Genomic DNA, 25,828 nt, shown 5'->3' on the forward strand with positions numbered 1-25,828 from the left:
CCATAATGCGAGTAAACCCCTAATAGAGTATTATTTATAAAAACAATGACTATTAAAGATATTGTAGTAGTTACTTATCAAATAATTGGGTAAGTTGATTTTTATAGTTCTCTGAAGAGAAGTAATTTTTTATTATTTCAATATTTTTATGTGATTTGTAGCAATCTAAATTACTGAGCTTTTCAATATCGCCAACGTTAATACCCTTTTCTGCAAAAAAATTCCATTGCGTGGTTTCACTTCGCAAGTAAACCGTTTTTCCAAGGCCTAATAAAGTTATTGTATTGCCCATGGCTTGCTGGCGTTTATGATTAAAAAAGGCAATATCAATTGAGCTTAAAAATAACAAATAATCATCAAATGGCATAAAATCTGTAAGGGGTTTAAACTTTTTGCCAAACCATTCTTTACCTTGCTTTATTACTTGCTGTGCATATTCTTGATGCCCATACGACAAAGGTACATAAATACATATATCCTGATGTTTAAATGGTAATAACTTTTCCAACGCCTCTATATGATTATTACTCGGGTCGGCTGAGTTGCCTACTTGAATATTAACTCTCACCTTATCAACTTCGGGAAGTTTATATTGTTTGTATAAGTTACTCGTGTACATTAAGCACTCATGGTAAGTTCCTTTTGCCCCATACCAGTCTTTTGCAAGGGCTACATCTCCTTCTAAATATGTAACTAAATGCCCAAGCCGATTTATCACCCTGTGCCTTAAAAACTCATTTATTTTTTCTTTGAGAGTGACACGCTTTAGTTGATAGGCATATAAGTCTGCTCCCCATATCATCCAATAACACTTTTTAAGCAACCAAGGCATAACACTCAGTATTTGAACCATTTTTATATCGATTAAACTGTGTAATATGATTTTATCAGCTCGGTGCATTTTTATTATTAACTGAGTATGGTGCTTTACCTTTAATAAAGTCGAACGCCCTGACAAGCAGATATTCTTAGCATCTTCAAGCTCATCATCAGCCATGCCATTTTTAATTAAAAACTCATGCTCGTCACTATTAAAGTTTTGGTTTATAAATCTAATATATGGAGGAATAAATTTATCACATTCTGCTACATGTAATATTTTTTTAGCCCCCACAGAAAAATTCCTCAACAGCTTTAACAACCTTTTCTTGTTCAACGTGGGTCATTCCGAAGTACAGTGGTAAACGGACAAGTTTTGCGCTTTCATGGGTCGTGTAAGTATTATCACCTACAAATTTTCCAAACATTTCTCCCGCAGGGCTTGAGTGCAGTGGGATATAATGAAAGGGTGTTGTAATACCCTGTTTTTTCATATAACTGATAAATTCATTTCGCTTTTCATTTGAGCTTAATTTTATATAAAACATATGCGCATTATGCTTTATTGAATCGGGAATATAGGGTAACTGTTCAGTCTTTAGTTTTAGGCTAAGTTTACTGTAATAATAATCCCATATTGATAAACGAAAATTATTTATCGTGTCTGCTGCTTCAAGTTGGGCATACAAATAAGCCGCTTGTAACTCGCTTGGTAAAAAACTTGACCCTATGTCTTGCCACGTATACTTATCGACGATGCCATGCAGGAACTGGCTGCGATTTGTTCCTTTCTCACGTATAATCTCAGCTCGCTCAACCAGCTTAGGGTCATTAATTAAAATTGCCCCACCTTCGCCACCCGATGAGTAGTTTTTAGTTTCATGAAAGCTATAGCAGCCTATATGACCAAGAGTTCCTAGTGCTTTACCTTTATAGGTAGACATTACGCCTTGTGCTGCATCTTCTACTACCCACAAGTCATGTTTTTCTGCGATAGCGAGTATTGTATCCATATTACAAGCTACACCTGCGTAATGTACTGGCACTATTGCTTTTGTTTTAGCCGTAACCGCTGCTTCAATGAGTGTTTCATCAATATTCATTGTGTCCGGGCGAACGTCAACGAATATAATTTTTGCACCACGTAATACAAACGCATTAGCTGTAGATACAAATGTATATGAAGGCATTATAACTTCATCGCCTGGCTGAATATCAATTAAAATAGCCGCAAGCTCTAGAGCTGCTGTGCACGAAGGCGTTAGCAGCGCTTTTGTGGTATTAAAATTACTTTCTATCCATGCTTCACATTTTTTTGAAAATTGCCCATCACCACATAACTTGTCAGAGTTAATAGCTTGCTCTATGTATTTTAACTCGTTGCCTGTCTTAGGAGGCATATTGAAAGGGATCATCTTTAAACCTGTTTGTAGAACCAATACGAAATATCAGCAATAGCAAAACCATTTTTACTATATAAATTTGCAGCCGAAATATTACTTGTTTGTGTTGCAACCTTAATTACTCTAGCTTTTTTAGCAATGCAATAGCTTTCAGCAAGTGCGAGTAGTTTTTTGCCTAAACCCTGACCTTGATAGGGTAAAGCAACACCAATAAGCCCTACTGTTGCTTCTTCCTCTCGAATCTTGACTGTTACAAAACCAGATATAGCACCATCATTTTTTATCACTAGGCAACAATCATCAAACTTTGAAAGGACAGCATTTTCAACCCATTTTTGGTAAAAGCTGTCTCGCTCTTGTGCCGAAAACCAAGGTTCTCGAAAGCGACTATTAATATATAAGTCACTTACGATACATTTAAGCTCTTCAATAGCGCCATGATTAGCTATGTAAGCTTCAAAACTTGTAAAAGCTTTTGAATTTGCTTTGATATCTTTTTTAAATACCAACTCGCCTTCAATAAAACTAAAGCAATACTCATTTATAGTATTTAAGCTTAGGTAATCTGTAGAGCTAGCTTTTATAGTTATAAGTGAGTCTATAGGCCAATCATTACTTTTTATCTTAGGAACAGGTAATTCTAACGAAAATATTTTACGCTCGAAAAACTGGCTATCCCATTCTCTTTGAGAAAAATAGTTGCTCATTACTTTGATATTAAATCCATTAGATACTTACCGTAGCTATTTTTCAGCATAGGTGCAGCTAACTCTTCCACTTTATGTTTTGTTAGCCAACCATTATTAAAACCAATCTCTTCTAAACACGCTATTTTGTAACCTTGACGCTTTTCTATGGTTTCAACAAACTGCGCTGCTTCTAACAAGCTTTCATGAGTACCAGTATCTAACCAAGCAAAACCACGGCCAAGTATTTCAACATTAAGTTTATTTTTCTTTAAATACATCTCATTAAGACAAGTGATTTCTAACTCTCCTCGATGAGAAGGCTCAACTTGCTTTGCTAAATCAACTACAGAATTATCATAAAAATACAATCCTGTTACAGCTAAATCAGATTTAGGATTAGCTGGTTTTTCTTCAATTGAAATCGCTTTTTGATTTTCATCAAACTCAACTACGCCAAAACGTTCAGGATCTTTAACTTGATAACCAAACACTGTTGCGCCCTGGCCATCTTTTGCATTTTGTACTGCATGCTTTAATTTAGGGCTAAATCCTTGACCATAAAAAATATTATCGCCAAGAACTAGACACACATCATCGTTGCCTATAAAGTTTTCACCTAAAATAAATGCTTGTGCTAATCCGTCTGGACTAGGTTGAATTGCGTAACTAAGCTTAATACCAAACCGTGAACCATCACCAAGTAAACGCTTAAATGAATCACTATCCTCAGGAGTCGTAATAATTAATATCTCACATATTCCCGCTAACATTAAAACTGATAGCGGGTAATAGATCATTGGCTTATCGTAAATAGGTAATAGTTGCTTCGATACACCCATCGTAATGGGGTATAAACGGGTACCTGACCCGCCTGCTAAAATTATTCCTTTCATTAAATTACTCCTTTCTATAATTCGCCAAGCCGTTCACGCTGGTAAGAGCCATTTTGAACATTTTTGCACCATTGTTGATTAGACAAATACCATTCGACTGTTTTACGGAGTCCTGTTTCAAATGTTTCTATAGGCTCCCAATTCAGCTCTTTACTCATTTTTGACGAGTCGATGGCGTAGCGTCTATCATGCCCAGGGCGGTCTGCTACATACGTAATTTGATCGGCATATTTAGTCGGCTTTGGAACTAAAGTATCTAATATACTGCAAATAGTTTGTACTACTTCAATATTTTGTTTTTCGTTATGACCGCCAATATTATAAGTCTCTCCAACAACGCCTTCAGTTACAACTTTGTGTAAGGCACGTGCATGATCTTCTACATATAGCCAGTCACGAATTTGATCGCCTTTACCATAAATAGGCAAATTCTTACCTTCTAGCGCATTAAGTATCACTAAAGGTATTAATTTTTCAGGAAAGTGGTATGGCCCATAATTGTTCGAACAATTAGTTACGATAGTAGGTAATCCATACGTGCGCAGCCATGCTCGAACTAAATGATCACTCGATGCTTTACTTGCAGAATAAGGGCTACTTGGTGAATAAGACGTTTGTTCAGTAAACAAAGGTAGCTCTTTACCCAAGGCATTACCTTCTTGCTCATCTGGATGTGGAAGGTCGCCGAAAACTTCGTCAGTTGAAATATGATGAAACCTAAACGACTTTTTACCATCGTCATTTAATGTATTCCAGTATTCACGAGCCGCTTCTAATAGGTTGTAAGTACCTACAATATTGGTTTGAATAAATTCAGCTGGTCCAGTTATCGAGCGGTCAACATGACTTTCAGCAGCCAAATGCATTACTGCATCTGGTTTATATGTTTTAAAAACACGATCAAGCTCTACACGATTACATATATCAACTTGTTCAAATACGTAGCGGTCATCATTAGCAACCGAATTTAATGATTCTAAATTACCAGCATAAGTTAACTTATCGAGATTAATGACTGAATCATTAGTGTTTTCTATAATGTGGCGAATTACAGCAGAGCCTATAAAGCCCGCACCGCCAGTTATAAGTACTTTCACTACACACCCTAATATATTTGATAAAACTAGGTATATTAACTATCTATTAATACCTAACTTAAAATTTTAATTTGTATTCATTTAAACTAATTGCTTGAGGCTTGTTAGCTATTTCGCAAGCGTTGCAGAGATGAATAATAAAGATCTATAACATCTTTTAAATCTAAATGGCTGACTAAGCTTTTTAATTGCTCTGTATCTACACACATATCGTCAAGCGAATCTATAGCGTTTACCAAGCTATCGATATCACCCACAGGGTAAATACTACAGTTAGGATAAGGCCTGCGTAATACATCATCCTCGTAGCTGACTCTTAAAATTTCTGCAGGGCCCGTTTTACAATTAGTAGTTATAATAGGAACCCCTAATGCAAGAGATTCGACTAAACAATTAGGAAAACCTTCAGTTTCTGATGCTAATAGCATAGCTTCTGAGTTTATAATATACGGATATGGATTACTTGAATGCCCAGCAAAAAACACTCTATCTTCTATGTCTAATTTTTTAGCTAATACTATTAAATCTTCACGAGCGTCGCCATCTCCAACTATTACTAAATTCTTTTTTTTATTGCAGGCTTGTAAAGCCAGTAATATATCTTTTATTCTTTTTGATTCAACTAGGCGCCCTACTGAAATCAAAAAACTTTGAAATGGAACTGGGCTGACATCTTTAGAAGATAGGTCTTGATAATCCTTTAAATCATGTGGATTGTATATTTTCTCAATGTCATCTCTAGATAAAAATACTCTTGCTTGTCTCTGCATTTCTTCAGATATGCACACAATACTACTCGCTTTTTTGTAGGCTAAGCGAATAATATATGCATTTCTACTACGCTGAAACCTTTCAAAGCTACTGTGACAGACCAGCTGAGATTTATACCTCATAAAAATAGATAAAAAAGAATTAATAATATTTGGATACAACAAATGAGATTGCACAACATCAGGTTTAAATTTTAAAACAAGATAAATAAACTTAAAAAAACCTGAAACCTTCCACAACTTACTTGCTGAACTTTCTTTCAAATACAGGTGCTTGATTTCACAACTGCTATGCTTTGTAAAACCATCAACGAGACTATTAAAAACTTTTTCGGCACCTCCGCCAGAGGAGGAATTAGTTAGAAGCAGTAGTTTCATCAGTGCAACCTGTCTTGTAACTTTGTAAATATTCTGAACACATTCGATCTAAACTAAAATCTTTTAATAACTTCTTATATTGCGCTTGAATAATTTCTTCTCTTAAAGTTTGAGATTCAATTAAATTACTAAATGTTTCTTGCATCTCTTTATCATTATTAAATAAGATATATTCAGATACCGTAGGGTCAAGAATCAAACTATGCGCTGGAATATTTGATAGTAAAATAGGTAGTTTAGCAGCCATTCCTTCTAGCACAGAAATTGGCAACCCTTCTTCTCTAGATAACGATAAAAAAATATCTGACGATACTAGTAATTCATTTATATTTTCAACTTTGCCTAAAAACTCGATAACACTATTACCACCGGCTAAACTCGAGACCTCGGCCTTGAACTGCTCACTTTCTATACCGCCTGCAATTGAGAAAGTGAACCGATAATCAGGGTATGATTTATTAAGGTATTGAATAAGAGAACTTAAACGATCATAACCTTTTCTGTATTTAACGTTTCCTACCAAAACTACTTTTACATTTTTAGTTAATATAGATTTTTCTTTTACTTTAAAGTTAGAAATATCTACTGAGTTTTCAATAACTTTAAACTTGCTTCCAAACGCCTGTGTAAACCTATCAATGTCTTGCTTTGAAACACCAACAATCACATCAGCGGCTTTATTAATAAAAAATTTATGTACTCTACCAATAAGGCGGTTTAAAAAACCATTCCCATAATAAAAGTCATATGAATTTCTTAAACTTACAACGTAAATAAAATCTTTTTTTATAAGGCCAATAAAAATTAAAAAAGCAAAAATTAAATCTGCACCTTTTAGCTGACTCTGAATGGCATCAAAATTTTGACCTTTTAAGTATTTTGGTATCGCAAATATAGACTTTAATGCACCAACAAGCGGAGAATTGGCATCTGTTATTTGAGTCACTTCCCTACCATTCCAAAAATTCTTTTGAACATTATTATGGTTCCATAAAAGGGCGACCTTACCTTGAACAAACTTTCGATCGACCATTCTACGGATTGATGCTTCAGCACCACCAACTCCATTTGAATTTAATAAATAAAGAACTTTCATATATTCCTTAAAATGAATTAATTAAACTTTGCTAAAAAGTTTTTTAATGAAAATACTAAACTTCCTAAAAAGGAATGTTTAAGAAAAAAATAAACAGCTCTTTTCGATTGTGAACTAGACAAAAGAGCAACCACTAACCAAAGGGGAATTTTTTGCCCTCTATTTACAAGATCATTCAGCAACCAGAATGTTACTTTGTCTTTCAAATACTCAGCATGTTTACTTAAAAACTGTATAGCACCTGTTGCTGTTTTAGTGCCCGTTGTAATTCTTTCTCTATTTGGATCCACATTTACTTTATATAGCTTTTTTCCCAGTTTTAAAAAAGGCTTATTTTGAGCTAAAACAACGCGAAACCAACAGTCATAGTCCTGCCATGCAACCATTTTTTCATCAAAAATATTATTTTTTAAAGTATCTAACTTTGTAAATACTTGGTTCCCCACGTAATTTTTTTCAACGAGATCAAAGTGTGTATACTCAGTTTTATTTAAATCAAACCTGTTTGAGTGCACCCCAAAGATAGAATAATCAGCACAAAGTAATGCATATCTATCATTCCAAGCTGCAAGGTAACTTTGAATACAATCGGGTTCCATTATATCATCATCGTCTAGCCCAGTTATAAAGTCCCCAGAGGCCATATCAATAGCACGATTCCTTGCATTACATGCCCCTTTAGGTTGCTCATTAACTAAGAATTTTAGCCTATGGTCTTTATTTGCAATGCCTTCTAAAAGAGAAATAGAGTCTTCACACTTCCCATCCAAGGCTACTATCACCTCAATATTAGTATGTGTTTGAATCAGAACCGAATTGAGTGATCTACTAAGGTCACTAGGACGATAGTGAGAGGGAATATATACACTTACTAATTGTTCTTGATTAGACACGTTTTTCACCTAAGTTATATACAAATGGAACTACTAAAAAAAGTATCCAGTATGGGTACACCCACATTTCATTAGAAATTGAGAGAAAACAAAATATTATTATTAGGTATCTATTAGCTCTTTTTTGCGTATTAAATAACATATATGTAAAACCAGAAATAATAAGCGTAAATAACACTATCCCATGATCTACTAATATAGCTAACCATCCATTATGAGGTTGAACATAACGCATACTTAACTCGAGTAAACTCCTTACCCCAGTTATCCCATACCCTAATACCGGTCTTTCGTAAAATCCATCTAGAGCTAATCGCCACATAACTAATCGCTGAGAAAACGTTGATAAGTGCTCAAAAAGAGAGAAAGCAATTACAGCGCCGAACAAAATAAAAGCAATGAAACCTATGTTGAAAATTACTTTAATTTTTAATTTAATAAACATTAACCTAACCAACAGGAGAGCACTGATTAATAAAACAGTTTTTGAACCTGAGGCAAAAAGGGTAAGCAAACAGACTAATAATAGAGCTCTATTAAAAATAGTTTTTTTAATATTAACAATAATATAAATACTAAAAACCATTAGTAGTGAAGTATAGTTTGGATCGTGTGCATAACCTGATGGCCTTACACCTAATAATGATAGTTTATCCTCAAATGCTTCACCGGAAGACCCTATAGATACAAATGGTAAATCGCCAGTCATAGCTTGGTACAAGCAAGAAAGAGACAAAAAAAAGCTAGATAAGAGCACTGAATTTATTAATACTTTATCATTTAAATATTTTTTATTTAGCAAAAAATAAATAGCTATTAAAAAATTATATATATACAAAATAATTACATTTTTATATACGGTAGTATTCTTATCAATATCAGAAAATTGCCAAGCAATTTGATCTTGAATCACTATTAATGTAAGTAATAATGTTAGTAAAACAGCGCGAGTAGGTACTACCCAATCACCAAATTTTACTTTTACTAGCAATGCAATAATTAAACTCGAAATAAAAAACGGGAAAACTAAAAACCGAATATCAAAACCAAGCGAAAATGTTCGGTTATAAATCGAGAAAATTAAAATGCTTATAAATATTGCGCTTAGTGATCTATTTAAGCCTAATTTATTTTTTTTAACGGCTTCATGAAGCTGCATTTATTGATTTAACCCTTCACGCTGTTAGCGGCCCATACCAAAAATTACAGTTTTAATTGTAAGCATAAGAATTTTTAAATCTAATATTGTAGAGTGGTGCTTAATATAATAAATGTCGTATTTATGCTTCCAAATTGCATCTTCTACCGATGCGCCATATGGGTACCTAACCTGCGCTAAACCGGTAACACCGGGTTTCACTGCATGACGGAAGCGGTAGTACGGAATTTCTTTTTCAAGATCTTTGATAAAGACTTCTCGCTCGGGCCTAGGACCGACTATTGACATACTTCCCTGTAGAACATTTATTAGCTGAGGTATTTCATCAATCCGTGTTTTTCGAATGAATTTACCTACTTTTGTGATTCTTACATCATTTTCACTAGCCCATTGAGCACCATTTTTTTCAGCATCACTACGCATTGACCTAAATTTGTAAACTTTAAACTCTTCATTGTATTGGCCTGTTCTTTTTTGTTTATATAAAATAGGGCCAGGGCTTTCTAATTTAATAAATAATGCAGCAGTTAATGAAAACGGTAACGTTACAATAAGTAAAAATACTGAACTTACGATGTCTAAAACTCTTTTAGTTATTTGAGTTCTTTTATTAGATAAGATTGAAAATGCCTTTTGATGTAGAAAGTAGCTACTATTCAATAAATGTACTTCTGTATAGTTTAATCTACCATCTAGATAACTAACTAATGGCTCTACCCAGGCACCACTTTCCGTTGCCCTTACTAAAAAAGCGCGCTGTTCATCTGTAAGCTGCGCACTTCTATAATGACATATGACTTTTTCAGTAAAGTCAATTAGTGAGAAGTCATTAATTACAAGCTCAAATGAATGGGCATTAATAATTTCTACAATATTAGAAACACACTCATTTGGGCAAAATACATATATTTTATTTTGCTTTAATGCTTCTTTTTTTGATTTAAAACTCTTAGTAAACAATTAAAAATTCCAATTTGTCTTATGTGTAAATAAATACCGTGTTACTTATGACTCAAAGTTTAATCATCGAAAGTAGTGTTTATTTAAAATTTATTTATAGTTTTAACCTAATCTGACTTATTTTATAGGTTTACTATTTCCCTGTTTAATAAAATATCTCATTAAGACAAAGACACAACTAATAAAAAACCCTAACAAAACCCCTACAAAGCAAATCAAAGCTCTTTGCGGTTTAAACTTTTTCTCTGGCACGATAGCTGGATCAATTGTTTTGAAAACATATTCATCTCGTACATTAGCGAACATAATGGTTTTTGTTTGCTCTTCTACTAATTTATAAAGTACAGCACGAATATCAGCAATTTTGGTTTGTTGTATTTGTGAAATTAAAAAACTAGTGCTTTTATTTGCTTCGACTACATCGCGCTGTTTCATGGTTGAGTTTATTTCTTGTATTAGCCAACTTACCCATTGCTCTGCAATATATGGTGATACATGCTCTACTGAAATAGTCACCATACCATTTTCTTTATTCGCATTTGTAGAAAGTACTTTTGTAAACTCTTTGTAAGCTTCTTGCATTGAAGGTTCAGCCTTAAAAGGAGGTTCAACTTCACGAACCCATTTAGCTTCACCTTTTAAATAAAGGTCTTTGTTATAATTTATTGTGTTATTTTGACTATTCCACGATTTTGCGGCCATTAAATCAGGCAATATATTATATTTTTTAATAAACTCGCTGGTAAATTTACGCGATTGCAACACTTCAAGTGCCATCTGAGTTTTATCTACACTACCGCCACCTAAACTAACACCTGCTAAACTAGCCAAACCGCCAAACTGACCTGCTAATGCACCTAGTCCTCCCTGCTGCTCTTGCTCTGCAGGTGCTAATAAAGCTTCTGACTTATAAATGTTAGGCTGATTAATCGCATAAAAAACAGACGCCACTGCAAATAAAATGGTTACTACAATAATAATCCATTTACCCTGCCAAATAGCAGTAAGCAGTTCTCTTAAGTCGATTTCGTCATCAGCAATGTCATAAGCAATCATAGGCTTATTTTTATCTGTATGATTATTAGAGCTATTATCCATTTACATCTCATATTTTGCTATCAGCTATTAAAATAGTTTTAATAGCGCTAATACAAACTTAAGTTAGAAATACTTTCGTTCTACTCAAGCCATTAGAAAAAACATACTTTCTATTAAATACCACTAATAGCAGCAACCGCTACACCTAGTTGGTACATAATCTGCGTTGCTGTACTCCAAAGTGTTAGCTTATCCATATGACTTGCATCCATTGGTATCACTATTGTATCACCAGGCTCTAACTGCTCTGTATTATTAGCCGTAAACCAGCCACCTGTATCAGGAATTTTCACCGAACCGTTAGCTTTAATTATGTAAATGCTATCTTCATCAGCGCGCTCTTTAAGACCACCGCTCAGACCAATGTAATCATCAACGCTAACGCCCGTTTTGTACAAGTGTGATGTTGAGTAATTAACCTCACCAATCACACTGATTGAATCACGCTTACTAGGTACATACAAAACATCACCATCTTGAAGTACTAAGTTTTGTTTGTTTTCAACAATTAAAGGTAAATCGATAACTAAGCGCCCCACAGCTTCTACACTTGCTAAATCATTTAGAAGCATATTCATTTCATCATACGAAAGTGTGTTGCTGCTTACTGAATTTTGAAAGCTTTTTGATGCAATATCACGGCGTAGCTCTGTTGATAAACGAGCTAACTGCTCTTGCTCCTGTTCCTTTATAGAAGCTCGAGTAAATACTGCAGCCTTCTCCTCTGCAAATTCAGAGAAGCCGCCTGCGCGCTCTAATAGCTCTGTTAATGTTTCGCCACGGCGGATAGTGTAAGTGCCCGGGAATCTGAGTTCACCTTTAAGTTCTACTTTTACGTTTTCTTGCCAGTTTGGGATAGCAAATACGTTAATACTGTCTTTACTCTTTAGCATGATATTGCTCTGTAAATCGCCGCGCATTGCGCTTTCTAAATCTAGGCGTAAGTGCTCAATTTGAGAGCTGTCGCTTTCAACAATCCGAGTAATCTCTGCCTGTTTTACATAAGCCGACTCCAGCAATCCACCGGCAGCAGTAACTAAATCACGCACTTCACCACCAACCATTAATGGGTAAATACCTGGAAATGTAACGTTCCCGCTAATTTCAACAAGTTGCATAGCTTGACTCACTGAAGCTTGCTGCTTAAATCTAGCTATAATTGGCGCTAATAAATTATAGCGACTAAATAATGCATAATCTTCAGGTTTGAGTTCTTGGTCTTCTTCTTTTGCTTTGCGTTTAGAAATTTCAGCAATAGTGAGTATTTTATTGTCTTCAAGAACAAGCTCTTCACCTTCTTGATTAACACCAATGTATTTTTCGAACTCTTTTTGCTCAAACTTATGCCATTGCTCGGCTTTTTGTTGCTGCTCTTGTTGCTCTTGGCTAAGAGCCATATTTGCTAGAGCTGATTGTTCTACTTCTTTTTCTTCAAAACGGCTAAATACAACAATTTTGTCATTAGCTTTAAGTTGTAAGTTGTTTTCAGGGTTTTTAATAATCGCTTGAGCAACGTCGAACTGATGCGCTTCTATATCGCCGTTTATATTTATTTCGCGGATTACGAGTCCATAGCTTAAATCTGCTTGCGGTAGTAAGTCACCACGTACTGATTTAAGTACATCAGAAATACGCTTACCTTGGTGCCATTGATAATTGCCTGGGCGTGCTACTGCACCAATTAGGCTAACCGAATTTTGATATTGAGAGCTAACTGAATTAAAGCGAATACGGTCGCCATCTTGTGGAATATAGTTAATTTGTGATTTTGAAAAATCTACCGAGAGTACTTCTTTACGATCGAAGTTAAAGCGCTCTACAATTGCACTTTTGGCATAGGCATTTGGTTTAAGACCTCCGGCCATTGCTAATAACTGCTTTGCCGACTCGCCTTTTTTAAGTTCAAATATAGCTGGTCGCTTTACTGCCCCTTCAACTCTTACTTGGGCACCAACCGATGGAATAAATACAGCATCGCCCGATTTCAATACAATATCATTACTGCTATCGCCATTAATAAGTAAGTCGTAAAGGTCAAAATTTGCAACTACGTTACCAGCTCGTTTAACTTGAATGTTACGAAGAGAAGCAATATCAGATACACCACCGCTTACAAATAATGCATGCGAAACGGTTGTTAATGAAGAAACACTATAGCTACCCGGCTTGTAAGCCTCACCGAGCACTAAAATACGCATGCTACGAAGCTGACCAAGCGATACAAAAGCTTTTACACCTATTACCTCTTGCTCTACTTTTACTTTTATTAGTTCTTTAATTTCAGCAAAGGTTAAACCAGCCACTTCTACAGGGCTTAGATCAGGGATACTAATACGCCCTTCACGGTCAACTATGACTTCAAAGCTGTCACTTTCTTTGCCATAAAAGTTGATTTTTAACTGATCGCCAGGGCCTACAATATAGGTATCTGGTACTGCAGCATTTTCACTCGGCATGAATGTAGTTGGTTCACCTGCAAACAACTCGTAACCATATGGTTTTAATTCGTCTGCTTTTGGTTTGAACCGCTCTTCATCTGTTAGCTGCTCTTTCTCTGGCTCTGCGCGCTCGCCAATACTGTTTTGTTGCTCTGTATTATTTTGATTATTGGATTGGTTTGTACCGGTGATTGTTGAAACATCAACACCGTATTGTTTTGCTAGGGCTTCTTGCTGAGCTTTTGGCAGCTTTTTAAATTGCTCAATTTGAGAAGCTGTTGGCGTAAAAGCCAAAGTACTAAAACTACAAAGTAGAATAAAAGCACTAATAAATTGTGTAAAAACTTTCACGAGTAGGTATATCCCTAGGTCTACAACCAAAATTGGTGGCTATAATACATTAATTTTGAGCAAATAAAAAAGGGACTTTCGCCCCTTTTGTCACTTTTGTGTCATTAACTTAGTTACATTGGTTAAAAACTGTAAACCAACGTGAATGACGTTTCAGTATCTGTACTTTCTTTATCATCAGCAACGTCTGAGTTGTTGGTAACATTAAAAGCTACTTTCATTTGTAATGAGCCGTTTATTTTTGCAAGCAATGCAGTTTCTGAACGAGTTTTAGTGTTTGTATCACCGTACTCCACAGCAACTAATTGGGTAAAACGGGCACTTTCAGAAATTTGCCAGTTGTAATCTAACTTACCTAAGGCAATTACTTCGCCTTCAAACTCGCCAGCAAGAGAGTTACCGTTATCATCTATTTCAGTGCTGTCATCTGGGTATTCAAAATATTTATAACCAGGACCAACTTCGGCGCTTAACCACATTGTCTTTTCGTTTAATAAACGTAGACCGTAACCAGCAGAAATTACCGACTCACTTCTATATGCTCCAAAATAATCTGAAACGTGTGAACCATAAATGAATAAATGAGAATGATCTTCATTTAATTTGTAATTGCCTTGAGCAGAAATTGAGTACTTTTCGTTAGTGCGCTGCTTATTTTTGTCGCCATCAGCATCTTCAACTTCATCTTCTTTGTAGATGCCGTCTAGCTTGTATTCGTTGTTCCAGTTTTCAAGGTTGTGTTGTACCTTGATACCACCTTTAAGTGTGGTTGTTTCGGTATTACCACTAGTGATAATAGCACCAAGTTCACTGGTAACTTCCCACGTTTTTTGATCTGCGTCTGCAGCGAATGCATTTGTTGCAGCAGATGCTGCAACTAAAACTGATAAAAGCTTTAATTTCATTAAAAAATAACCTTTGTATAAATGTATATCTATTTTATTAAAGCGTTACTTGTTAGAGCAAGCTAAATAGCTTATTAATTAAATTAAAAATTTTCATGCAGAAAATCCACATGAAAATTTTATAAGCAATTTTACTGCTACAACAATTAAGAAGAACCTTAATTTAATAGGTATTTAAAATTAGTCTTGCTTGTGTAAATGAACATCCATTTGCGGAAATGGGATGGCAATATCTGCATCATCTAATGCAATTTTAATATTTTCCATTAATGACCAGTAAGTAGGCCAGTAGTCTGCAGCGTTAACCCAAGGGCGAACAATAAAGTTTACGCTAGAATCACCTAGCTCAGATACAGCTACTGTATAAGCTGGGTCTTTAAGTATGCGTGTTTCTGCATCTAATACAGATTTTAGTACTTCTTTTGCTTGGCGTAAATCAGCATCGTAACCAACACCAATAACTAAATCGATACGTCGAGTAGACTCTCGCGAGAAGTTAGTAATAGCACCAGACATTATTTGAGAGTTTGGTACGATGATTACTTTATTGTCTGGAGTACGAAGCTCAGTTGAAAATATTTCGATTTTCTTAACAGTACCCATTTTACTACCAGCTTCTACAAAGTCACCAGATTTAAACGGACGAAGTAAAATAATTAGCACGCCTGATGCAAAATTAGATAGTGAACCTTGTAATGCTAAGCCAACAGCTAGGCCTGCAGCACCTAAAATAGCGATGAACGAAGTTGTTTCAATGCCAATTTGCGAAAGTGCCATTAATATGGTTACTGCGAACACAAGAGTGAACACGATGCTAGCAACAAAAGATCCAACTGCCTTATCTACTTTCTTCTTAGCAAAACCTTTTTCAGTTAAGTTAGAACAAAACTTAGCAACACGACTACCAATTAAAAAGATAACAAGCGCAACAACAGCTTGAATACCATAATGTAAGATTAGGCCTGAGTTTTCGTTAAGCCAATTAAGTACTGAATCCATATTTACTCCAAATGTTTTTTATTAAGCGTTTTCCGAGCATTATTATACATTAATTTACAATTTATTCTCATGAAATAATGAATTAATACTATTAAACATAACTTCATTCGATTTTTTAGGGGTAATTCTGTGCCAAATATATCCCCTGGTATGGATAAATATTAGTTGCCCAACGCTGATTACATTTGCATGGTTTAAATTATTTTAATTTATTTCACTTTTGGGCTTCACAACATTTATTATTTTATGTATTATGCGCGCCACACCAAACAAGGTGTGTGTAGTGGCGGTTGTAGCTCAGTTGGTAGAGCCCCGGATTGTGATTCCGGTTGTCGCGGGTTCAAGCCCCGTCAATCGCCCCACTTTTTCTCCTATTAATACCCTTTATTTATATTTCAATAATCTCCCTAAATTATCTTTTTATATCCTATACAGAATATCTAACCTTTGTTACCCAAATTAATTACTATTTTAAGCTAAAGCAGTCTATCAGCAACCTCTTCTGTTTTAATAAGTTTAATTAGAAGATTTATTAAACAAGTATTTAGCCTAAATTAAATAACATTTATTTAACCAATGTGATTACATTGGCTGTACTTAAGTACAAAAAGTGCTAAATTTCTAGTACATACATCTCTTTTTATGCAAAACATCAAACTTCTACTGGGATATAAAATTAAGCATGATTAAACAGGTTTTAAGAAATTTACTGTGTAGTTGTTTAGCTGTAATGAGCTTTAACTCATTGGCTCAAAGCAATGATGAATATAATAAGCTACTGATTGAACTTCAAAAATTAGTTTCTGAAAAAAAATATACTCAGGCTTATCAAAAAAGTAATAGTGAATACCAGTACCTGGGTGAACCCGTATACGATTTTTTACTAGGGATCTCTGCCCTTAAAACAGGACATCCGGCGCCAGCTGTATTTGCCTTTGAACGTGTGGTTGAAAACAACCCAAGGTGGTATCAAGCTCGCTTGTATTTAGTGCGCGCTTATTTAACAGTTAATAATTTACCTGCTGCTGACACACAAGCTTTAATACTGATTAACTCACCTAATACACCTAATAACATAAAGTCTTCAGCACAGTCGTTACTTGATACAACCACACTTAAAAAACAAGAAGCTAGGCGTTCTTATAAGCAAAATATTGAGCTTGCCCTTGGCGTTGATGGCAACGTAAATGCAGGTACGGCAGAAGATACAATTATAATTCCTAACATTGGTGAATTTTTATTATCGCCAGAAAGTAAAAGTACGCAAGACAACTATGCGCGACTAAATTATAGAGGAAAGTACTCCCACCCTATAGATCAAAAAAGTTTAATCACTTTGAGTGTTAATACTGGGTGGTACAAATTTGCAGAACTCAGCCAATACGATCGTATAAACGCGCACATTAATGCTGCTTATCAATATAAACAAAATGACATAAGTTGGTTTGCACAAGTATCGACGACTCCATTAATGCTTGATGGCGATCTTTATCGTACTGAATCAACTTTAACAGCAGGTGCTAATTATAAGCTGAATAAACAAGTTAATTTATTTAGCTCTGCGACTGCTGGTGTTTTGAATAATAGGTTTGATGAAAAGCTCGATAATTCGTTTTATACATTAAATGCAGGTGCTAGCTATGCAACTAATCAATGGTTTCAAAGTTTAAGCGTTAACGCCAAAAACGAAAAAGCCGATATTACTGAAGGCGAATTTAATAGCCGAAATATTACTAGCTTGTACTACCAAGCAAACACTCAGCTGGCTCAACATTGGCAGTTGTTCTCTCTTGCTGGATACCAATGGATTAATTATAAAGAAGATCACCCTTTATTTTTACAAGAACGTGCCGATAACCTCTTTATGCTTTCGACTACTGTTCGCTATTTAGTTAATCGTGATTTAGCAATACAGTTGGCTGCAAACTATCAAGATAAATCCAGTAATATTTCTTTATTCGAATATGACCGTTTAGATATCAATTTAAGCGCTTCTTACTCATTTTAATTTAAGGTATTTATGAAACATTTACTCCCTGTAATTACCACTTTACTGTGTGTAAGTTTTTATACGCAAGCAAATGATCCTGCTGGTAAAACTATTTTAGCGCGAGGCTCTGTACTAGCGGTTGATGGAAGCTCTGAACAACAACGACAGTTGCAGCGCAGAGATACCGTTTTTGGTGTAGATCGCATTACGACTGGAGAGAAAAGTAAAGCGCAGTTTTCGATGTCGGATGGTGGTTTAATCGCTTTAAAAGAAAATTCAGAACTAAATATTGCTAACTACGAATTTGATGCTAATACCCAACAAGGCTCTGCGTCCATTGAGTTACTTAAAGGTGGTTTACGCTCTATTTCGGGTGTGATTAAAAAAAATGGCGGCTCTTATAGTGTAAAAACTCCCGTGGGCTCTATTGGTATACGTGGAACACATTTTGAAGTTCAGCTCGTTGAAGGCAATGTATTTTTAGCTGTATGGGATGGCGCAATAGATCTAACACTCGAAAATAATAGCGTAGTTTCTTTGGGTGATAACGAGGCATTTTCGTTTGCACAAATTACAGCCTCTGGTGAAGTATTAAAAACGACGCGTGCGGCACGTGTGTTTGATCAAAATATAGTAACGATCGACCCTAAAGATGACAACGAAGAAGAAACTGAGCAAGTAGCTGTAACTGAAGTTGAAGTAAATGCTTTTGAAGCAGATACAGATACTATGGATATATATTCTGAACAACAATTTCAAACAGTTAGCAGCGCATCTTTAGTCGATCAAATAGCTCAGCGCCAAGGTGTATTTAACTATGAAGCATCAAGCTTTAATGTAAATTCGAGTGTGGGTGCTGTTACTGACTTTGCTATGACTATGGCCGTTGATTTTGATAATGGCACAGTGCCTGATGGCGAAATTAGTTTTAATGACGCGGGCGGAAATTGGTATGCGGCTTACAGCGGTTTAATAAATTTAAGCGAACTTGACTTAGCCGTTACATTTGCATCCCATGGCAACAATAAAGCCGAGGGCGATGTTGATGCAATATTTTTGAATGACTTAGACAACATTACTGGCAACTTTAATCTTAACGAAATAAATAATCCTGATGTAAATGCTAGCGGTTCTTTTAAATTAGAACCATAAACACATTGGATACAAAGCTTTTATTATGGAGTATTTAAAATGACAGCAAAAAATATATTTTTGCTTGGTTCTATGGTGTTTTTGTTAAGTGCCTGTGGAGGCTCAGAAGAAAGCCCTGCTCAAGAGACAATACAATCACCTACGGCTGAAGTAGTAACGCCAACGGTGACTAGCTATATAAATTTAGCTGGTGTTATAGCGAGTAATCAAACCAAGAATACAAAAGTTTTAGGTGCTGTCACTTCAAGTAGAGGAGTAGTTGGATCAAGCATAGCTAATACACGCGCTAATATTGTTTTTTCACAAACAAACGAAACTGTGCAAGGCAACGTTTCTTTTTTACTTGAAGCTTCGGATACTGATGGCATTGCTGAAGTTAATTTAGTGCTCCCTAGTGTCAATAAAAGCATATCACTGTGTTCTTCTGATTGTGGTTTTGACTACGAAAAATCAATTATAGGCCTCAGCCCTGCACTTTATGGTGTAACTCCAGGAGAGATACGCCTAGAAATATGGATAACTGACACTTTAAATAATCAAGTCCTTGCTGATGCAATTACTTTTAACTGGCAACCATATCAAATTGAAGGTGTTACAGCTCAGCGAGACGAAGATAATATTAATCTTTCGTGGCAAGCTAACCCCGAACTTAATCGTTATAATGTTTATATTGCAACTCAAGCGGGTGTCTCATCTACTAATATTAATGAGTTAGAAAACGGGCAACAATTTTTAAGTATTCAAGATACTGCATTAAGCATTACCGAGTCATTGACAGATAAAAGTTATCAAGTACTTATTACCGGTGTTGATGGCAGTGGTGAAAGTGGCTTTGCTAATACAATAAATATAGCACCAGTGGGTGGAGAGCTTGCATTTGCACCAGAAGCTAATACCGATCAATTTCAGATAAGTGAAGATCAAACTCTACAAGGCAACGTATTAACAAATGATACAAATCAATACAGTGGCGATTTACGTGTAAATGCTGATGCCTTAATTCTACCGCAGCATGGCACGCTTAATATAAATGAAAATGGGGATTTTACTTATATCCCTATTGCAAACTTTAATGGTGAAGATGCCTTTAGCTATCAAGTTGCTAACGAGCTAGGTATGACAGACACCGCAGTTGTAGAGATAACTATTTTAGCTGTTAACGACGCCCCTATTGCGCTTGATAATACTTATAACATTACAAACAATGGAACCTTAGTTGTCCTATCGCCTGGCTTACTTATTAACGATAGCGATATTGACTTAGATAACTTAACTGTTGATACAACGCCTGTTAGCGAACCGACAAGAGGACAATTAACCCTTTTTGATAATGGTAGCTTTGAATACCAAGGCGAGCAGAACATGCAAGGCCAAGACAGCTTTCAGTATAGAGTTATTGATGCACAAGGTGCTCAGGCTATTGCAAATGTAACTATTGTAAGCTCAAACACTAACGTAGCCCCTGTAACAAAAAATGATAGCTATAGTTTAAGCGAAGATGAAACACTTGTGGTTACATCAGCCAATGGTGTGCTTAGTAACGATACTGACCCAAATAATGACATTTTTTCAGTTGATGAAACATTTATTGTGGCACCAACACATGGCCAACTATTATTAGCAATTGATGGCAGCTTTAGTTATGTGCCGGATGCTAATTTTAATGGTGTTGATCAATTTCGATATCAAGCTATAGACTCATTAGGTGCAACCTCTACAGCCACAGTAACTTTAATAATAAACAGCGAACCCGATAGCCCTGTCGCACAAAATGATGCCTATCAATTTGGTAAAAATAAACTATTTGAAGTAACTACGCAAAATGGCCTACTAGTTAACGATTTTAATATTGAAGCTGGCGATTTATCAGTTAATACGACAGCAATTAATACGACTCAAAATGGCGAGCTTACATTAAAAGTTGATGGCTCGTTTACTTACCAGCCAGACTTAGGTTTTATTGGTGTAGATAGCTTTACTTATTCAATTTCAAATGAGCAAGGCTTAACCGCAACAGCCCAAGTAACGTTAAGTGAAAGCGGTGTTAATACTTTTCCAGAAGCCAATGACGATCAATATACGTTAGATGAAGACAGCTCTGCATCTCTATTAGATGTGCTAGCTAACGATACAGATGAAGATGGCGATACAATTTCTATTTCTAATGTAGAAAATGTTGTTGGAGAGGCGACTATTGTTGCCGGAAAAATAGAGTTTACTCCACCAGCCAACTTTTCAGGTGAGATAGTACTAACTTACACCATTACTGATGGCTATAGCGCTGGTAATGAAGGTATAAACGACAGAACAGCTAGTGTGACTATTACAGTCACACCCGTTAATGATGCCCCTATTGCAAATGCTGATTCAGTAACGATGAACGAAGATGCCCCTGCGGTATTAGTTAACGTATTAACTAACGACTCCGATATTGATGGCGATATTCTTGCAATAACAGCTGCTACTGCAGATATAGGTTCTGCATCTATTGTTGATAATAAAATCCAATACACGCCTGTTGCTAATACAAATGGAACTGCAATTATTAGTTACACAATAAGTGATGGTAGCGGCGGTACTGCAACGACTAACTTAACAATTACTATACTACCAATAAATGATACTCCAATTGCAAACGCTGACTCAACTACAATGGATGAAGATGCTGCGCCAATACTAATAAACGTATTAGCAAATGACTCTGACGTGGATGGTGATAGCCTCATGATCAGCGCTGTCTCGGCAGATACTGGCTCGGTCTCAGTGATAAGCAATCAAATTCAATACACTCCTGAGACTAACAGCAACGGTTTAGCAACGGTTACTTATACAGTAAGTGATAGCAGCGGTGGTTCAAGTACAACAACATTAACTATTACTATTACTCCCGTAAACGATGCCCCAGTTGCAAACGCAGACTTGGCTACCATGGCTGAAGATGCTGCGCCAATACTAATAAACGTATTAGCAAATGATTCAGACGTGGATGGTGATAGCCTCACGATCAGCGCAGCCTCGGCAGATATTGGTTCGGTCTCAGTAGTTGGCAATCAAATTCAATATACACCTGCAGCCGATAGCAACGGCTTTGCAACAGTTACTTATACTGTTAGTGATAATAATGGTGGAACGAATACCGCTACGGTTACTATTACGATAACTGCAGTGAACGACGCACCTGTTGCTAATAATGATACCGCGACCATGGCTGAAGATGCAGCGCCAATATTAATAAACGTATTAGCAAATGACTCAGATGAAGACGGCGATAGCCTAACGATAAGTGCAGCCTCAGCTGATATTGGTTCGGTTTCAGTTGTTGGCAATCAAATTCAGTACACACCGGCAGCCGATAGCAACGGCTTAGCAACAGTTACTTATACTGTTAGTGATAATAATGGTGGAACGAATACCGCTACGGTCGCTATTACGATAACGGCAGTGAACGATGCACCTGTTGCTAATAATGATACCGCGACCATGGCTGAAGATGCAGCGCCGATACTAATAAACGTATTGGCAAATGACTCAGACGTGGATGCCGATAGCCTCACTATCAGTGCAGCCTCGGCAGATACTGGTTCGGTCTCAGTAGTTGGCAATCAAATTCAATATACACCGGCAGCCAATGTAAATGGACTCGCAACTGTTGTTTATACGGCAATTGATAGCAACGGTGGTGCCAGTACAGCAACACTATCTATTACTATTACTCCCGTAAACGATGAACCCATTGCAAATGCTGACACGGCAACGATGGATGAAGATGCAGCACCGCTACTCATTGATGTGTTGATTAATGATATAGACGCTGATAGTGATAACCTAAGCATAACAGCAGCGTCAGCCGATAGCGGTTCAGTATCCGTTGTTGATAACAAACTACAGTACACACCGGCTGCAAATACCAACGGTATTGTTGTTGTCAGTTATACTGTTGATGATGGGAATAACGCTACAGATACTGGTAGTTTGTCAATTACGATTGCTCCTATTAACGATGCTCCTGTTGCGTCAAACCAAGGTTTTAATATTAGCGAAAACGCAACCGATGGCGACACTATTGGGTCTGTTAGTGCCTCAGACATTGAGAACCAAAATTTAAGTTACACCCTGCTCAGTGGTGCCCCCATATTCGAAATAAATAATGATTCTGGCTTATTAACTGTAAAAGGTGAAAGCCCGTTTGATTTTGAAACAACTCCTCAGTACATATTGAGCCTAGCTATTACTGACGATGGTACGCCTAACGAAACAACTACTATTGATATAATAATTGATGTCACTGATGATGCGGAGCCTCTAGTTCCTGTTGAAGATGAAACATTTGGTCGCCCTATAACAGGTGAACTTGAGCTTTCGGGTGTTTTTTCAAGTGGTGAATTTAATGACAGTATTGAGCTAAATAATAACCTTTACTTTGTAGGTTTTAGTAATAACAGCGACAAAGATATTGTTATTGCATCCTATACAACGAGTGGTGTGATAAATACAGCATTTAACAGTGATGGCGTTAAGGTATTAGATTTAGAAAATGATGAACAAGCAACTGCTATTATCTCTGATGGTACAAGCCTCTTTGTTGCTTACACTAGTTTTGATGGCACAAATACCGAAGCATGTTTGTTGAAAATGAATACCGCTGGCGTATTAAGTAATAACTCTGGAGATAATAATTCAGGTATTCACTGTACCGCATTAGCAAGCACCCTCGTGATTAATGACCTTGAATTTAGCGACAATAAAATTCAGGCTGTTGGTAAGTCATTTAATGGTAACGACAACGATAACTTATGGATAAAATACGACATATCTACGCTCGCTTATGAAGCCGGAAGCCCTAAAATTGTCGATGTGAGCGGCGCTAGTAGAGATGACGAAGCGTTTGCTATTAAAAACTTTAATAGCTCTGATCTTATGGTTGTTGGCAGTGTCACAAGTGCAACTGGTGATAAAGACGTACTTATTCGTTATTTAATTTCTGATGGTGAAAACAATGGAAGCTTTAATGGTAGCGCAGCATTATCGTTCGACTTGTCTGAGAATAATAAAGATGACGAATTATTTGCAATTGGCGGCGCTAAAAACACCGAATTTACAGCTTTTGCAGGTGGTTACATAACTCGTAACAGTGGTGAAAAAGAAGCCGTGGTTTTGGCTATTGATAAAACGGGTACTCTTATAACGAGTTTTGGTGATGCAGGTACTGCTATTTACGATATTGATGGTAACGGTGGTGCAGGTAATGGTGGCGCGAACGTAACAGGCGTAAAATACGAGCCAATTAAAAATGGAATTACTTTATCTGGCACTACCGGTGTTTCAGCTAACGAAAAGTTATTTTCTGCCCGTATTTTAACTTCAGACGGCTCACTTGATAGTACTTATGGTGCATCAGGTATTAATATCATTTCAGATATCAATGGAAAACAATTTGCCAAATCAGCAACTATAGATGCTAATGATACTGTATGGATATCGGGTGTTGTTGACGACTCAACCACCAAACCATTTGTTGCTGCAGTTGACGAGCAAGCCACATTATTTACCAACTTTGCAGACGTTGGTTATCTTGCTTTTGATACTATAAGCGCAGAATCTGACGATCAATCAATGCACGTTTTACAACTTAGCAATGACCCTCATGCCGGTAAGTACATTCTTGCATCAACGGCTAAATCGGACTCAATTACTAAGTTAGTATTAACACGCTTTACGAGTGCAGGTGATATCGATACTAGCTTTAGCGAAAGTGGCCATAAAGAAATTGCCATAGATTTAAGCGCATCTAATATAGCGTTGGTTGAACACAATAGCGGAAGCTTATTTATTGTGGGATCTAAAAGCAAAACTGACGGTGAAGAGGGCTTTATAGCTAAAGTTGAACAGTCTGGTAATTTAGACACTTCATTTGCAACAGACGGTGTATACACAACCTCTGTCAGTGGCGCAGAATTGGTAAACCTGACAGATATTGCACTTGATAACAGCGGTAACATTATTACTGTCGGGTCAATAGTAACAAGTGGTACTCCTAGCCCAATCGTTATAATGTTGACTCCAGAAGGCACCCTTGAGCCTAACTTTGGCACTGGCGGAAGTATCATAGGCTCAGCTTTTGAGTACTATAACCGCGTACATACCGACAATGCAGATATTTTCATTGGTGGTAAGTCTGTATTAAGTGGCACTTCAAAGCTAATCGCATTGAAGTTGAGCTCAAACGGTACTGAAATCTTTAAATATGTAGGTCAAGAAACTACAGATACCGACAATAAAATAGTGCAGATTTTAACTGACACAACGGGTAAGTTATATTTAATAGCAAACCTTATTGATTCGCCAAATAAAGCCAATGTTATTAGGTTGCTTGTTACGGGTACGCTTGATACTAGCTTTGCCGCAAATGGTGTCGGTGAATATACTTTGGCCTCAACCGGTAACACTGAGCTAAGTGGTGCAGCGCTAGATAGCAGCAATCAACTTATTTTAGCAGGCAAGGCTAACAATAAAGGCATGTTAGCGCGCATTTTAACTGACGGTACTTTGGATAATACGTTTGGAGCCAGTGGTGCCGGCTTTTATGAAGCAAGCCAATGTGTCAGTACACATGTGTTTACTTCAATCATCCTGCAAAATGATACCCAAGTTGTTGTAAGTAGCACCTGTAATGACACTAACTCTAACAATGTTAGTATTTCTAAATTCAATTTTGAAGCAGATGGAGCTTAGCCTTAA

The 25,828-nt window shown here is 36.4% G+C and carries 17 protein-coding genes and 1 tRNA gene; 4 read left to right on the forward strand and 14 right to left on the reverse strand.

Going from position 1 to position 25,828, the window contains the following annotated elements; translation table 11 throughout:
• Positions 1-70: 70 nt before the first annotated feature.
• The 14 genes from I6E85_RS02650 to I6E85_RS02715 form a co-directional block, all read right to left on the reverse strand.
• The gene (locus tag I6E85_RS02650) at positions 71-1,114 is read right to left on the reverse strand and encodes a TDP-N-acetylfucosamine:lipid II N-acetylfucosaminyltransferase (protein ID WP_197236555.1); all 1,044 of its coding nucleotides are present in this window, start codon (positions 1,112-1,114) and stop codon (positions 71-73) included.
• Positions 1,104-2,234: a dTDP-4-amino-4,6-dideoxygalactose transaminase gene (gene rffA, locus I6E85_RS02655; RefSeq protein WP_197236556.1), complete on the reverse strand. Its 1,131-nt coding sequence runs from the start codon at positions 2,232-2,234 to the stop codon at positions 1,104-1,106. The genes I6E85_RS02650 and rffA overlap by 11 nt, the downstream gene beginning before the upstream one ends.
• A 2-nt stretch (positions 2,235-2,236) precedes the next feature.
• On the reverse strand, positions 2,237-2,929 hold the full coding sequence (locus I6E85_RS02660; RefSeq protein WP_197236557.1) for a GNAT family N-acetyltransferase: 693 nt from the start codon (positions 2,927-2,929) through the stop codon (positions 2,237-2,239).
• A complete protein-coding gene (gene rfbA / locus I6E85_RS02665; RefSeq protein WP_197236558.1) occupies positions 2,929-3,804 on the reverse strand; it encodes a glucose-1-phosphate thymidylyltransferase RfbA in 876 nt (291 codons plus the stop codon). Before rfbA ends, I6E85_RS02660 begins: the two co-directional genes overlap by 1 nt.
• Before the next feature lie 14 nt (positions 3,805-3,818).
• On the reverse strand, positions 3,819-4,901 hold the full coding sequence (gene rfbB, locus I6E85_RS02670; protein ID WP_197236559.1) for a dTDP-glucose 4,6-dehydratase: 1,083 nt from the start codon (positions 4,899-4,901) through the stop codon (positions 3,819-3,821).
• Positions 4,902-5,005: 104 nt separating this feature from the next.
• Positions 5,006-6,049 carry a glycosyltransferase gene (locus I6E85_RS02675; RefSeq protein ID WP_197236560.1) on the reverse strand — a complete coding sequence of 348 codons (1,044 nt, stop codon included), beginning with the start codon at positions 6,047-6,049 and terminating at the stop codon, positions 5,006-5,008.
• Positions 6,027-7,145 (reverse strand): glycosyltransferase family 4 protein, encoded by a 1,119-nt coding sequence (locus I6E85_RS02680; RefSeq protein ID WP_197236561.1) that lies wholly within the window; start codon positions 7,143-7,145, stop codon positions 6,027-6,029. The genes I6E85_RS02675 and I6E85_RS02680 overlap by 23 nt, the downstream gene beginning before the upstream one ends.
• Positions 7,146-7,162: 17 nt before the next feature.
• Positions 7,163-8,038, reverse strand: a complete 876-nt coding sequence (locus tag I6E85_RS02685) for a glycosyltransferase (RefSeq protein ID WP_024597839.1) — start codon at positions 8,036-8,038, stop codon at positions 7,163-7,165.
• Positions 8,031-9,197: an O-antigen ligase gene (locus I6E85_RS02690; protein WP_024597838.1), complete on the reverse strand. Its 1,167-nt coding sequence runs from the start codon at positions 9,195-9,197 to the stop codon at positions 8,031-8,033. The genes I6E85_RS02685 and I6E85_RS02690 overlap by 8 nt, the downstream gene beginning before the upstream one ends.
• Before the next feature lie 24 nt (positions 9,198-9,221).
• Entirely contained in the window at positions 9,222-10,157 is a 936-nt protein-coding gene (locus I6E85_RS02695) for an exopolysaccharide biosynthesis polyprenyl glycosylphosphotransferase (RefSeq protein ID WP_024597837.1), read from the reverse strand.
• Positions 10,158-10,274: 117 nt separating this feature from the next.
• Complete coding sequence (locus tag I6E85_RS02700) at positions 10,275-11,255, reverse strand: Wzz/FepE/Etk N-terminal domain-containing protein (protein WP_024597836.1); 981 nt, start codon at positions 11,253-11,255, stop codon at positions 10,275-10,277.
• A 113-nt stretch (positions 11,256-11,368) separates the two neighbouring features.
• Positions 11,369-14,044 (reverse strand): SLBB domain-containing protein, encoded by a 2,676-nt coding sequence (locus I6E85_RS02705; RefSeq protein WP_024597835.1) that lies wholly within the window; start codon positions 14,042-14,044, stop codon positions 11,369-11,371.
• A gap of 122 nt (positions 14,045-14,166) precedes the next feature.
• Positions 14,167-14,949, reverse strand: a complete 783-nt coding sequence (locus tag I6E85_RS02710) for a YdiY family protein (RefSeq protein WP_024597834.1) — start codon at positions 14,947-14,949, stop codon at positions 14,167-14,169.
• 180 nt (positions 14,950-15,129) lie between these two features.
• Entirely contained in the window at positions 15,130-15,948 is an 819-nt protein-coding gene (locus tag I6E85_RS02715) for a mechanosensitive ion channel family protein (protein WP_024597833.1), read from the reverse strand.
• A 286-nt stretch (positions 15,949-16,234) separates the two neighbouring features.
• On the opposite strand from I6E85_RS02715, the gene I6E85_RS02720 reads away from it, so the two are divergent.
• From I6E85_RS02720 to I6E85_RS02735, 4 genes are all read left to right on the forward strand, one after another.
• Positions 16,235-16,310: transfer RNA gene (locus tag I6E85_RS02720), tRNA-His, on the forward strand.
• A 320-nt stretch (positions 16,311-16,630) separates the two neighbouring features.
• Positions 16,631-17,956 carry a surface lipoprotein assembly modifier gene (locus tag I6E85_RS02725; protein ID WP_197236562.1) on the forward strand — a complete coding sequence of 442 codons (1,326 nt, stop codon included), beginning with the start codon at positions 16,631-16,633 and terminating at the stop codon, positions 17,954-17,956.
• A gap of 12 nt (positions 17,957-17,968) precedes the next feature.
• The gene (locus I6E85_RS02730) at positions 17,969-19,090 is read left to right on the forward strand and encodes a FecR domain-containing protein (protein ID WP_197236563.1); all 1,122 of its coding nucleotides are present in this window, start codon (positions 17,969-17,971) and stop codon (positions 19,088-19,090) included.
• 39 nt (positions 19,091-19,129) lie between these two features.
• Positions 19,130-25,822 (forward strand): Ig-like domain-containing protein, encoded by a 6,693-nt coding sequence (locus tag I6E85_RS02735; protein ID WP_197236564.1) that lies wholly within the window; start codon positions 19,130-19,132, stop codon positions 25,820-25,822.
• The last annotated feature ends 6 nt before the right edge of the window (positions 25,823-25,828 follow it).

The sequence above is a fragment of the Pseudoalteromonas sp. NZS71 genome (genome assembly GCF_015864715.1).
Taxonomy (GTDB): Bacteria; Pseudomonadota; Gammaproteobacteria; order Enterobacterales; family Alteromonadaceae; genus Pseudoalteromonas; species Pseudoalteromonas arctica.